A 12,636-nucleotide genomic window follows, 5' to 3' on the forward strand; every position below is an offset into this window, starting at 1 on the left:
TGGGCTATATTGCTGCGCTATCCTCGATAATCTGCAGCGGCCAGTGAACGTAGCTCTGCCACTGGCACTCCTGCTCGACCATTTCCCGACCCAGAGGATGGTTTTCCAGCCATCCCTGCGGCAGGGTCAGCGTCAGGCGCTCATCTTCAGCGGCCAGCGTCATCATCGGCAGCAGATCGTCGCGTCGGCGGTTGGCAAATAAAATAGCCAGGCGCAGCAGACGGCACATATGCTCAGCGACTCTCGGCGGCACCGCGTTCTGTTGATGAATGGAAGAAAGATCGACGGCGTTGGTTTGGTTTAACAGCAACGTCGCCAGCAGCTTCTTTTGCGCGGGGGTAAAGCCGGGCAGGTCCAGGTTGCGCACCAGCCAGGCGGCGTGCAGCGGAGCCTGTTTGTACTCCACGCTCAAACCGATTTCATGCAACTGGCAGGCGCTTTGCAGCAAATCAAAGCATAACGGCTCAATTTCCCAGCTCTTTTCTACCTGATGAGCGAAATGGGCGGCTAACTGAGCAACGCGCTGTGCCTGCTCGGTATCTACCAAAAACCGGCGCTGAATATTGCGTAACGTACGGCTGCGAATATCCTGATCGACCGACAGATGCAGCATGCCGTAAACGAGGCCTTCGCGCAGTGCCCCGCCCGCGAGAGTCATGCACTGAATATTGAGCTCGCTGAAAATGGCAATCAGAATCGCCAGGCCGCTAGGAAAGACGAGCGCGCGTTCAAGCGTCAGGCCTTCAATTTCGAGCTCTTCCAGACGTCCGCACTGAATCGCGCGCTGTTTGAGCTGCTGTAGCTTGGCTAAGGTGATGCGTTCATCCATCCCCTGCGCCATCATGATTTCCTGTAACGCCTGCACGGTGCCGGATGCGCCGACGCACACTTTCCAACCGTGGTAGCGCAGAACATCGGCGACGGGGCGCAGCACTTCACGCGCAGCGGTTTCGGCCTGGCTAAAGTTCTCTTTGGTCAGGCTGCGATCGGCAAAGTAGCGTTCCAGCCAGGTCACACAGCCCATCGACAGGCTGAAAAGCGAGGTCGTTTGCGCACCGGTGCCGGTAACCAGTTCGGTACTGGCGCCGCCAATATCCACAACCAGACGCTGATCTGCACCGCCGGTTGTATGGGCCACGCCCTGATAAATCAGGCGTGCTTCCTCTTCACCGCTGATAACCTGCACCGGGCAGCCGAGAATGTCCCGCGCTTTCTCCAGAAACTCGCCGGCGTTAACCGCCAGCCGCAGCGTCGCGGTAGCCACCACGCGGGTTTGCGCCGGAGGAATATCCTGCAAACGCTCGGCAAACAGGCGTAAACATTGCCAGCCGCGTTCCATAGCTTCCGCAGAGAGCGTGTTGTCGCTGTTCAGGCCTGCGGCCAGACGTACTTTGCGTTTGATGCGACTCAGGGTCTGGATGCTTCCGGCCACCTCGCGTACAACCAGCATATGAAAGCTATTAGATCCCAGATCGATAGCGGCATAGAGCGAGGTGGAACTCATACACTTCATCTTTCAAACTGCCTCTGTGTTGGCTGCGTTCTCTGTACCCGAATCGCTGACCAGCGTCAGCTTGTTGCGATTCGCTTTCTTGCGGCCTTGATGCTGCTTGAACGATTTTGTGTATGGCATATTTCTTTAACCTGAACGACGACGATTACGTGGCGGACCGTTGCGGCGCGGGCCGTTGCCCGGACGCGGGCGCGTGAGGCGCAGCGGCTTAGGCAGGTCAGTCATGAGCGCGTCCGAATTGTATTTGCTCACCGGAATCGAATGACCAATATAGGTTTCAATCGCCGGAAGGTTCAGCGCGTACTCTTCACAGGCCAGGCTGATGGAGTGACCGCTGGCGCCAGCGCGGCCGGTACGGCCAATACGGTGAACGTAGTCTTCGCAATCGTCCGGCAGATCGTAGTTAAAGACGTGCGTCACGGCTGGAATATGCAGACCGCGAGCAGCTACGTCGGTTGCGACCAGAATATCGATATCGCCGCGGGTAAATTCGTCGAGAATACGCAGACGTTTTTTCTGCGCGACGTCGCCGGTTAACAGGCCAACGCGATGGCCGTCCGCCGCCAGGTGACCCCAGATATCTTCACAGCGATGCTTGGTATTGGCGAAAATAATCGCGCGATCGGGCCACTCTTCTTCCAGCAGCGTCTGCAGCAGGCGCATTTTTTCTTCATTGGAAGGGTAGAACAGTTCTTCTTTAATTCGGTGGCCGGTTTTCTGCTCTGGCTCAACTTCAACGTACTCGGCGTTGTTCATTTGTTCGAACGCCAGTTCACGTACGCGATAAGAAAGGGTGGCGGAGAAAAGCATGTTCAGGCGCTGATTCGCGGGCGGCATACGGCGGAACAGCCAACGAATATCTTTAATAAAGCCGAGATCGTACATGCGATCGGCTTCGTCGAGCACGACAACCTGAATAGCGCCGAGGTTAATATGGTTCTGTTTAGCGTAATCGATAAGGCGACCGGTGGTACCGATCAGAATATCCACGCCGCTTTCCAGCACTTTCAGCTGCTTATCGTAGCCGTCGCCGCCGTACGCGAGTCCCAGCTTCAGACCGGTCGCCTGCGCCAGTGGTTCAGCGTCGGCATGGATCTGTACCGCCAGTTCACGCGTCGGCGCCATGATTAGCGCCCGCGGCTGATTGACCTGACGGTCAGCGATAGCCGGGTGTGTGAGAAGATAATGAAACGTTGACGTCAGAAACGCCATCGTTTTACCGGTACCGGTTTGCGCCTGCCCGGCGACATCGCGACCTTCCAGCGTTAGCGGGAGGGCGAGGGCCTGAATGGGTGTGCAATTATGAAACCCTTTCTTTTCAAGGGCTTCAATCACTGCCGGGTGCAGGGCGAAGTCGGAAAACTTCTGTTCTGTTAAATGTGTTTTGCTCATAGTGTGGTAGAATATCAGCTAACTATTGCATTAAGAAAGCGTATCCGGTGAAATAACGTCAACCTTTCGTTGGCTATGTATGAAATTATTCAAGGTGCGTCTGCGGCAACTGAACGAATCTTCGAAAGCTTAGACTACTAAGCAAGGCGAGGGTGACAAATCTGCGATAAGCCGGTTTGAACGCTGGTTGCTTTAACTTCTGTGGGACAAAGTTCATGATGGACATTGTGACGCAGAGCGTTATAAAAGAGGCATTCTGAAGAACAGCGTGCATAACGTAGCATTGACACGTCGTTGATGACTGCGACACCAACACACCAGGCTTATTCCTGTGGAGTTAAATATGAGCGATAAAATTATTCACCTGACTGACGACAGTTTTGACACGGACGTACTCAAGGCTGACGGGCTAACCCTCGTCGATTTCTGGGCAGAGTGGTGTGGTCCGTGCAAAATGATCGCCCCGATTCTGGATGAGATCGCTGAAGAGTATCAGGGCAAACTGACCATTGCGAAGCTGAACATCGATCAGAACCCGGGTACTGCGCCGAAATACGGCATTCGCGGCATCCCGACCCTGCTGCTGTTCAAAAATGGTGAAGTTGCAGCGACTAAAGTCGGCGCGCTGTCTAAAGGCCAGCTGAAAGAGTTCCTTGACGCCAACCTGGCGTAAGCGGCTTGCTGTTCCGGCGTCCAGGCTCCTATTTTTTGCGGATCTCTGGACGCCCGGCGAGAGTCGTGCTAAGTTAATCTCAGACTTCGTTTTAAACATACCTTTGTTTGAATCTTGTTTTACCCAAAGCGTCCCGCAAAAATGCGCGTGAGGCTTATAATCCGGGCTTATCACTCATTCCGTTTAGTCGTTTCAGTTCTGCGTTCTTTCCTGTGACCAGGCAACGTACAGACACGAGATGAAGGCCGTTAACAGGCATGGATGTTCCTGCCATACCATTCACAACATTAAGTTCGAGAATTACCCCGAGTTTAAGAACCCACACCATTATGAATCTTACCGAATTAAAGAATACGCCGGTTTCTGAGCTGATTACTCTCGGCGAAAATATGGGGCTGGAAAACCTGGCCCGTATGCGTAAGCAGGATATTATTTTTGCCATCCTCAAGCAGCATTCGAAGAGTGGCGAAGATATCTTTGGCGATGGCGTACTGGAGATACTGCAGGATGGATTTGGTTTCCTCCGTTCAGCAGACAGCTCCTACCTCGCCGGTCCCGACGACATCTACGTATCTCCCAGCCAAATCCGCCGCTTCAACCTCCGCACTGGTGACACCATTTCCGGTAAGATTCGTCCTCCTAAAGAGGGTGAGCGCTACTTTGCGTTGTTGAAAGTTAACGAAGTTAACTACGATAAGCCGGAAAACGCCCGTAACAAGATTCTGTTTGAGAACTTAACCCCGCTGCACGCAAATTCACGTCTGCGTATGGAACGCGGTAATGGCTCAACGGAAGACTTAACCGCTCGCGTGCTGGATCTGGCATCGCCGATCGGCCGCGGTCAGCGTGGTCTGATTGTTGCGCCGCCGAAGGCGGGTAAAACCATGCTGCTGCAGAATATTGCGCAGAGCATTGCGTACAACCATCCTGATTGCGTGCTGATGGTACTGCTGATCGACGAACGTCCGGAAGAAGTGACCGAGATGCAGCGTCTGGTTAAAGGCGAAGTGGTTGCTTCTACCTTTGACGAACCGGCCTCTCGCCACGTTCAGGTTGCCGAAATGGTTATCGAGAAGGCGAAGCGTCTGGTTGAACACAAGAAAGACGTTATCATCCTCCTCGACTCGATTACCCGTCTGGCGCGCGCCTACAACACCGTAGTTCCGGCTTCCGGTAAAGTGTTGACCGGTGGTGTGGACGCCAACGCCCTGCATCGTCCGAAGCGTTTCTTCGGCGCCGCGCGTAACGTGGAAGAGGGCGGTAGCCTGACCATCATCGCAACAGCGCTGATCGATACCGGTTCTAAAATGGACGAAGTTATCTACGAAGAGTTTAAAGGCACCGGTAACATGGAGCTTCACCTCTCACGTAAGATCGCTGAGAAACGCGTCTTCCCGGCTATCGACTACAACCGTTCCGGTACCCGTAAAGAAGAGCTGCTCACCACTCAGGAAGAGCTGCAGAAGATGTGGATCCTGCGTAAAATCATTCACCCGATGGGTGAAATCGACGCGATGGAATTCCTCATCAATAAACTGGCGATGACCAAAACTAACGACGACTTCTTCGATATGATGAAGCGCTCGTAAGTTAACAAAGCCAGAGAACGCCACGCTATTGCGTGGCGTTTTGTTTTCCGGGTTTGTATGATCCAGGAAGGGAAAACAAAATGGGCGTTAACGTATGATGTGCGCAGCAGGATGGCAGGCAGAGACAGCTTTAACAGTCTAAAATTTCTACAATAAATTTGTAATGTTCTGCTTTGCCCCTTCTGGAGTTGAGGCATCGTCGTTATACTTCCCGGATTAACTATGCTGAGAGCACATGCGTTGTGAATTTACTCACTGCTATTACTGAATTAATCAGTATTTTCTTATTCACCACCCTGTTTATATTTGTCGCCCGCAAGGCGGCAAAAAGAGTTGGGCTCGTGGATAAACCTAACTATCGTAAACGGCATCAGGGTTTGATTCCGTTAGTCGGTGGTATTTCAGTTTTCGCAGGTATTTGTTTTACGTTTGCCATCGCCGATTATTACATTCCCCACGCAAAGTTATACCTGGGGTGTGCCGGGGTGCTTGTGCTGGTCGGCGCGTTAGACGACCGCTTTGATATCAGCGTAAAAATTCGCGCGGTAATTCAGGCCGCCATCGCCGTCATTATGATGATGGTGGGAAATCTTCATCTAAGTAGCCTCGGCTTTATATTTGGCTCATGGGAGCTGGTGCTCGGCCCCTTTGGCTTCTTCCTCACGCTTTTCGCCGTTTGGGCCGCGATCAACGCCTTCAATATGGTTGATGGCATCGATGGCCTGCTGGGCGGCCTCTCCTCCGTCTCTTTTGCGGCAACCGGTATCATTCTGTGGTTTGATGGCCAGTACAGCCTGGCAATGTGGTGTTTTGCGATGATTGCCGCCATTTTGCCCTATATTTTACTTAACCTCGGGGCGCTTGGCCGTCGCTATAAAGTCTTTATGGGTGACGCCGGCAGCACCATGATTGGCTTCACTATCATCTGGATCCTGCTGGAGACCACGCAGGGAAAGACGCATCCCATTAGCCCTGTCACTGCGCTATGGATTATTGCGATCCCGTTGATGGATATGGTGGCGATTATGTACCGCCGCCTGCGTAAAGGAATGAGTCCGTTCTCCCCGGACCGTCAGCATATTCATCACTTGATCATGCGCGCCGGGTTTACTTCCCGCCAGGCATTCGTGCTGATCACCCTGGCCGCCGCGCTGCTGGCGCTGGTTGGGGTGGCAGCGGAATACACCCGTATTGTTCCTGAATGGGTGATGTTAATACTCTTTTTGGTGGCCTTCTTTCTTTATGGCTACTGTATTAAACGCGCCTGGAAAGTGGCGCGCATGGTTAAGCGCATTAGACGCAGAATACGGCGACACAGCGGCAATAATCCAAATTAACCAAGTCAATCTGGGGACGTGATGACTCAACCATTACCGGGAGCACAAACAGTGAACGTTGAGAATGAGCTGGATATTCGCGGGCTGTTTCGCGCCCTGTGGGCAGGAAAAAGCTGGATAGCAGGTTTCGCGGTGCTCTTTGCACTGATTGTTCTGGTCTATACCTTCTTTGCTCGCCAGGAGTGGAGCGCGACGGCAATTACCGACCGGCCGACGGTGAACATGCTGGGCGGGTACTATTCGCAACAGCAGTTTTTACGCAATCTCGATATCAAGGCCAATCTCGTCTCGGTCGATCAACCTTCGGTAATGGATGAAGCGTATAAAGAGTTCATTATGCAGCAGGCGTCATGGGATACCCGCCGCGATTTCTGGCTGCAAACGGACTACTACAAGCAGCGCCAGTCGGGTAACGCCCGCGCCGATGCCGCTTTGCTGGACGATCTGATTAACGACATTCAGTTTATGCCCGGCGATGCGCTCAAAAGCGTTAACGACAGCGTGAAGCTGACGGCGGAAACCGCCCCGGATGCCAATAATCTGCTGCGTCAGTATGTCGCCTTCGCCAGCCAGCGCGCGGCGGGTCACCTGAATGACGAGCTTAAGGGCGCCTGGGCCGCGCGAACCGTGCAGATGAAAGCGCAGGTTAAGCGCCAGGAAGAGGTGGCGCGCGAAATTTTCAATCGCCGCATGCATAGCGTGGAGCAGGCGCTGAAAGTCGCCCAGCAACACAATATTTCCCGCAGCGAAACCGATATTCCACCAGACCAGCTGCCGGATTCCGAACTGTTTTTACTGGGCCGGCCGATGCTGCAGGCCCGTCTGGAAAATCTGCAGGCGGTCGGGCCGCAGTACGATCTTGATTATGACCAAAGCCGCGCCATGTTAACGACGTTAAACGTGGGACCGACCCTGGACCCGCGTTTTCAGACTTACAGGTATTTGCGAACGCCTGAAGAACCGGTAAAACGCGATAGCCCGCGCCGCGCGTTTCTGATGGTGATGTGGGGGATTGTGGGCGCGCTCATCGGCGCAGGCGTTGCGTTAACGCGTCGCCGTGTCCAGTGAATGCGACCTGTGGTGAAGGACATCCAGCCTTCATCGCCTAATCGAAGAGAATCGATGTGAAAGTACTAACGGTATTTGGCACGAGACCAGAAGCCATCAAAATGGCGCCTCTGGTTCATGCGCTGGCAAGGGATCCTCATTTTGAGGCGAAAGTTTGCGTGACCGCGCAGCATCGGGAGATGCTCGATCAGGTGTTGAAACTTTTTTCTATTGTTCCGGACTACGACCTTAACATTATGCAGCCGGGTCAGGGGTTGACGGAGATTACCTGTCGCATCCTTGAGGGCTTAAAGCCGGTGCTGGAGTCGTTTAAGCCAGATGTGGTGCTGGTGCATGGCGATACCACCACGACGATGGCGGCAAGCCTTGCCGCTTTCTATCAGCGCATTCCGGTGGGGCACGTGGAAGCCGGACTGCGCACGGGCGATCTGAGCTCGCCGTGGCCGGAAGAGGGGAACCGCACGTTGACCGGGCATCTGGCAACGTACCATTTTGCGCCGACGGAAACCTCGCGGCAGAACCTGCTGCGGGAAAATATTGCCGATAATCGGATCACGATAACCGGCAATACGGTTATTGATGCGCTGTTTTGGGTGCGCGATCGGGTACTGAGCGATGAAGCGCTGCGTAACGAGCTGACTCAGCGTTATCCTTTTCTCGCCAACGGTAAGAAGATGATTCTGGTCACCGGGCATCGTCGGGAAAGCTTTGGCCGCGGTTTTGAGCAAATCTGCCACGCGCTGGCAGAGATCGCTGCCAATAACCCGGACGTACAGATTGTTTATCCGGTGCATCTGAACCCGAACGTCAGCGAACCGGTTAACCGTATTCTCGGCCACGTTGAGAACGTCATGCTTATTGAGCCGCAGGATTATCTGCCGTTCGTCTGGCTGATGAATCGCGCGTGGTTGATTCTGACCGATTCCGGCGGTATCCAGGAAGAGGCGCCATCGCTCGGCAAACCGGTGCTGGTAATGCGCGAAATGACCGAGCGTCCGGAAGCGGTCAGCGCGGGAACCGTATGCCTGGTGGGTACCGACAGCCAGCGCATCGTCAATGAAGTCACGCGCTTGCTGCATGATGAGTCCGCCTGGCAGGCCATGAGCCGGGCGCATAACCCGTACGGCGATGGACAAGCGTGTCATCGTATTTTGTCTGCACTTAAAAATAATCAGGTAACGCTATGAATTTTTCTACCATTTCAGTGATTGGCCTTGGATATATTGGCCTGCCAACCGCTGCCGCGTTCGCCTCCCGGCAAAAGCGGGTGGTCGGCGTTGATGTCAATCAACACGCCGTGGAGACCATTAACCGTGGTGAAATTCATATCGTGGAGCCGGATCTGGCGAGCGTCGTTAAAACGGCGGTCGAGCAGGGCTATCTGAGCGCCACCACCGCGCCAGTAGAAGCTGACGCCTATCTGATTGCGGTGCCGACGCCGTTTAAAGACCTGCACGAACCGGATATGGTTTTCGTCGAGTCGGCGGCTAAATCTATCGCGCCGACGCTGAAGAAAGGTTCGCTGGTTATCCTCGAGTCCACTTCGCCGGTAGGTTCAACCGAACAGATGGCGGACTGGCTGGCGGAAATGCGCCCCGATTTGAGCTTCCCGCAGCAGGCTGGCGAAGCGGCGGACGTGAATATCGCCTACTGCCCGGAGCGCGTTTTGCCGGGTCAGGTCATGGTTGAGCTGATCAAAAACGATCGCGTGATCGGGGGTATGTCGCCGGTTTGCTCAGCCCGCGCCAGCGAGCTGTATAAAATTTTCCTCGAAGGCGAATGTGTGGTGACTAACTCTCGCACCGCCGAAATGTGCAAGCTGACAGAAAACAGCTTCCGCGACGTTAATATCGCTTTTGCCAATGAACTTTCGCTGATTTGCGCCGATCAGGGGATTAACGTCTGGGAACTGATTCGCCTGGCGAATCGCCATCCGCGCGTGAACATTCTCCAGCCCGGTCCGGGCGTTGGCGGCCACTGCATCGCGGTCGACCCGTGGTTTATCGTGGCGCAAAACCCGCAGCAGGCGCGGCTTATCCGTACCGCGCGTGAAGTTAACGACCATAAACCAGAGTGGGTGATCGATGAAGTTAAAGCGCGGGTCGCCGACTGTCTTGCCGCCAGCAACAAACGCGCCAGCGAGATAAAAATCGCCTGCTTTGGCCTGGCGTTTAAGCCGAATATCGATGATCTGCGCGAAAGCCCGGCCATGGCCATCGCCGCACAAATCGCCCGCTGGCACGGCGGCGAAACCCTGGTTGTTGAGCCGAATATCCACCAGTTGCCGAAGAAGCTTGATGGCCTGTGCGCTCTGGCGTTGCTCGACGAAGCGCTGGCGAGCGCCGATGTGCTGGTGATGCTGGTCGATCATAAAGAATTTAAAGCGATTAGCGGGGATAGCGTCAGCCAGCAGTTTATCGTCGATACCAAAGGGGTATGGCGGTGAGAACGATTCTGGTCACCGGCGGCGCCGGTTTTATCGGTTCTGCGGTGGTGCGTGAAATCATCACTGTAACCAGCGATAACGTGGTGGTGGTTGATAAGCTGACCTACGCGGGGAATCTGATGTCGCTGGCGCCTGTCGCCGGGGATCCGCGTTTTGCTTTTGAACAGGTGGATATCTGCGATCGCGCTGAACTGGACCGGGTATTTCGCCACTATCAGCCCGATACGGTGATGCATCTGGCCGCTGAAAGCCACGTTGACCGCTCTATTGACGGCCCGGCGGCGTTTATCGAAACCAACATTGTCGGTACCTGGACGCTGCTGGAAGCGGCCAGGGCCTGGTGGAATACGCTGGCGAACGATAAAAAATCCGCCTTTCGTTTCCACCACATCTCAACGGATGAGGTCTATGGCGATCTGCACGACAGCGGCGCGTTTTTTACCGAAACCACGCCCTATGCGCCCAGCAGCCCCTATTCGGCGTCGAAAGCCAGCAGCGATCATCTGGTGCGCGCCTGGAAGAGAACCTATGGCCTGCCAACGCTGGTCACCAACTGCTCGAATAACTACGGACCGTATCATTTCCCGGAAAAACTGATCCCGCTGACTATCCTGAACGCGCTGGCGGGTAAACCGCTGCCGGTTTATGGCAACGGGCAGCAGATCCGCGACTGGCTGTACGTTGAAGATCACGCCAGGGCGCTCTATCGGGTGGCAACGAGCGGTGAGCCGGGCGAAACTTACAATATCGGCGGCCATAACGAGCGGAAAAATATCGAGGTAGTGGAAACCATTTGCGATCTGCTGGAAGAGCTGGCGCCGCGCAAACCGGAAGGCTTTGCGCGCTATCGCGATCTCATCACCTTTGTTGCCGATCGTCCCGGCCACGACCTGCGCTACGCTATTGATGCGGCGAAAATAGCGCGTGAACTGGGCTGGACGCCGGCCGAAACGTTCACCAGCGGGATGCGCAAAACCGTTGCGTGGTACCTGGCTAATGAAGCCTGGTGGCAGCAGGTGCTGGACGGCAGCTATCAGGGTGAACGCCTGGGGCTGCAAGCCTGAGCGCTTGAGGGGGTAAAATGAAAGGTATTATTCTGGCAGGCGGATCGGGTACCCGCCTGCATCCGATCACGCGCGGCGTCTCAAAACAGCTGCTACCCATCTACGATAAGCCGATGATCTACTATCCGCTCTCGGTGCTGATGCTGGCCGGGATTCGCGAAGTGCTGATCATTACCACTCCGGACGACCAGCGCGATTTCCAGCGCCTGCTTGGCGATGGTTCGGAGTTCGGCGTTCAGCTCAGCTACGCCGCGCAGCCAAGCCCGGACGGGCTGGCGCAGGCCTTTATCATCGGCGAGGCGTTCCTCAAGGGTGAGCCCTCATGCCTGGTGCTCGGCGATAATATCTTTTTCGGCCAGGGCTTTAGCCCGAAGCTCCGTAGCGTCGCGTCCCGCACTTCCGGGGCGACGGTGTTTGGTTATCAGGTGATGGACCCGGAACGCTTTGGCGTGGTGGAATTTGATGACGATTTCCGCGCGATTTCGCTGGAGGAGAAGCCAAAGCAGCCCAAATCCAACTGGGCGGTAACCGGCCTCTATTTCTACGACGGTAAAGTCGCGGAATACGCAAAACGGGTTAAACCCTCGGCGCGCGGCGAACTGGAGATCACCTCCATCAATCAAATGTATCTCGACGATGGCGCGCTAACGGTTGAGCTGCTGGGCCGCGGTTTTGCCTGGCTCGATACCGGCACGCACGATAGCCTGATCGAAGCCAGCATGTTTGTGCAAACGGTGGAAAAGCGTCAGGGTTTCAAGATTGCCTGCCTGGAAGAGATCGCCTGGCGCAACGGCTGGCTGGACGACGACGGCGTGAAGCGCGCGGCGAAACGGCTGGAAAAAACCGGCTACGGTCAATACTTACTGGATTTACTCCGTGCCCGCCCGCGCCAGTATTGAGTCCCTGGAGTGGGAGAACCGCTTCTTCGGCGTCAATAGCGCTATCCTGCGCTTTGGCGATGATGCGCCGCCGCTGACGGTGGACGCGCTGGCGAACTGGTCGCGGGTACAGGCGAAAGTTGCGGCGGATGATACCGCACGCCTGGATGCGCTGCAGGCATTGGGCTTCCGACTGGTGGAGGGCGAGGTCGATCTCGCGCTTTCGCCAGCCGCTTATGGTGATAGTGGCGCCGAGCCGGCGACCGAGGCGGATATTCCCCGGCTGCGTGAACTGGCAGCGCTGGCCTTTGCGCAGAGCCGTTTTCGCGCGCCCTGGTACGCAGCCGATGCCAGCGGCCGTTTCTATGCCCAGTGGATTGAAAATGCGGTGCGCGGCACCTTCGATCATCAGTGTCTGGTGTTTCGCGCCTCTGGCGGCGATATCCGCGCTTTTGTCTCCCTGCGCCAGCTTAGCGCGCACGAGGCAAGGATTGGCCTGCTGGCCGGACGCGGAGCCGGAGCGGAATTAATGCAGGCAGCTCAGGGCTGGACCGCGCTGCGCGGGCTGAAGACACTGCGGGTGGCGACCCAGATGGGCAACACCGCCGCGCTTAAACGTTACATTCTTAGCGGTGCGAATGTCGAAAGCACCGCGTACTGGTTATACAGGTGACAT

11 protein-coding genes are annotated in these 12,636 nt (G+C 55.5%); 9 read left to right on the forward strand and 2 right to left on the reverse strand.

Annotation, left to right across the window (positions count from 1 at the left end; translation table 11 throughout):
• Positions 1–4 precede the first annotated feature (4 nt).
• Entirely contained in the window at positions 5–1,513 is a 1,509-nt protein-coding gene (gene gppA / locus K2184_RS24205; RefSeq protein WP_160887375.1) for a guanosine-5'-triphosphate,3'-diphosphate diphosphatase, read from the reverse strand.
• A 126-nt stretch (positions 1,514–1,639) separates the two neighbouring features.
• On the reverse strand, positions 1,640–2,905 hold the full coding sequence (gene rhlB, locus K2184_RS24210; protein WP_004107637.1) for an ATP-dependent RNA helicase RhlB: 1,266 nt from the start codon (positions 2,903–2,905) through the stop codon (positions 1,640–1,642).
• Positions 2,906–3,248: 343 nt separating this feature from the next.
• On the opposite strand from rhlB, the gene trxA reads away from it, so the two are divergent.
• The 9 genes from trxA to rffC all read left to right on the forward strand — a co-directional run bounded on the left by trxA (position 3,249) and on the right by rffC (position 12,633).
• Complete coding sequence (trxA, locus tag K2184_RS24215; RefSeq protein WP_004097507.1) at positions 3,249–3,578, forward strand: thioredoxin TrxA; 330 nt, start codon at positions 3,249–3,251, stop codon at positions 3,576–3,578.
• A gap of 329 nt (positions 3,579–3,907) precedes the next feature.
• Positions 3,908–5,167, forward strand: coding sequence for a transcription termination factor Rho (gene rho, locus K2184_RS24220; protein WP_002883293.1), 1,260 nt, complete (start codon positions 3,908–3,910; stop codon positions 5,165–5,167).
• Between the two features lie 242 nt (positions 5,168–5,409).
• Complete coding sequence (gene wecA, locus K2184_RS24225) at positions 5,410–6,504, forward strand: UDP-N-acetylglucosamine--undecaprenyl-phosphate N-acetylglucosaminephosphotransferase (RefSeq protein WP_004107647.1); 1,095 nt, start codon at positions 5,410–5,412, stop codon at positions 6,502–6,504.
• 21 nt (positions 6,505–6,525) lie between these two features.
• Positions 6,526–7,572 carry an ECA polysaccharide chain length modulation protein gene (gene wzzE, locus K2184_RS24230; protein WP_024274881.1) on the forward strand — a complete coding sequence of 349 codons (1,047 nt, stop codon included), beginning with the start codon at positions 6,526–6,528 and terminating at the stop codon, positions 7,570–7,572.
• A gap of 56 nt (positions 7,573–7,628) precedes the next feature.
• Complete coding sequence (gene wecB, locus K2184_RS24235; protein WP_004107651.1) at positions 7,629–8,759, forward strand: non-hydrolyzing UDP-N-acetylglucosamine 2-epimerase; 1,131 nt, start codon at positions 7,629–7,631, stop codon at positions 8,757–8,759.
• On the forward strand, positions 8,756–10,018 hold the full coding sequence (gene wecC / locus K2184_RS24240; protein ID WP_004116973.1) for a UDP-N-acetyl-D-mannosamine dehydrogenase: 1,263 nt from the start codon (positions 8,756–8,758) through the stop codon (positions 10,016–10,018). The genes wecB and wecC overlap by 4 nt, the downstream gene beginning before the upstream one ends.
• Positions 10,015–11,082: a dTDP-glucose 4,6-dehydratase gene (rffG, locus tag K2184_RS24245; protein ID WP_163525617.1), complete on the forward strand. Its 1,068-nt coding sequence runs from the start codon at positions 10,015–10,017 to the stop codon at positions 11,080–11,082. Before wecC ends, rffG begins: the two co-directional genes overlap by 4 nt.
• Positions 11,083–11,099: 17 nt before the next feature.
• Positions 11,100–11,981, forward strand: coding sequence for a glucose-1-phosphate thymidylyltransferase RfbA (gene rfbA, locus K2184_RS24250; RefSeq protein ID WP_016808208.1), 882 nt, complete (start codon positions 11,100–11,102; stop codon positions 11,979–11,981).
• A complete protein-coding gene (gene rffC / locus K2184_RS24255) occupies positions 11,959–12,633 on the forward strand; it encodes a dTDP-4-amino-4,6-dideoxy-D-galactose acyltransferase (protein ID WP_105889458.1) in 675 nt (224 codons plus the stop codon). Before rfbA ends, rffC begins: the two co-directional genes overlap by 23 nt.
• Positions 12,634–12,636 lie beyond the last annotated feature (3 nt).

Source organism: Klebsiella sp. K5-306 (genome assembly GCF_051835185.1).
GTDB classification, from domain to species: domain Bacteria; phylum Pseudomonadota; class Gammaproteobacteria; order Enterobacterales; family Enterobacteriaceae; genus Klebsiella; species Klebsiella oxytoca.

Bases quoted from the DNA above. Each gene is read 5' to 3' on its own strand.
- gppA (WP_160887375.1), bottom strand. From the start codon at position 1,513: ATGAAGTGTATGAGTTCCACCTCGCTCTATGCCGCTATCGATCTGGGA.
- rhlB (WP_004107637.1), bottom strand. From the start codon at position 2,905: ATGAGCAAAACACATTTAACAGAACAGAAGTTTTCCGACTTCGCCCTG.
- trxA (WP_004097507.1), top strand. From the start codon at position 3,249: ATGAGCGATAAAATTATTCACCTGACTGACGACAGTTTTGACACGGAC.
- rho (WP_002883293.1), top strand. From the start codon at position 3,908: ATGAATCTTACCGAATTAAAGAATACGCCGGTTTCTGAGCTGATTACT.
- wzzE (WP_024274881.1), top strand. From the start codon at position 6,526: ATGACTCAACCATTACCGGGAGCACAAACAGTGAACGTTGAGAATGAG.
- wecC (WP_004116973.1), top strand. From the start codon at position 8,756: ATGAATTTTTCTACCATTTCAGTGATTGGCCTTGGATATATTGGCCTG.
- rfbA (WP_016808208.1), top strand. From the start codon at position 11,100: ATGAAAGGTATTATTCTGGCAGGCGGATCGGGTACCCGCCTGCATCCG.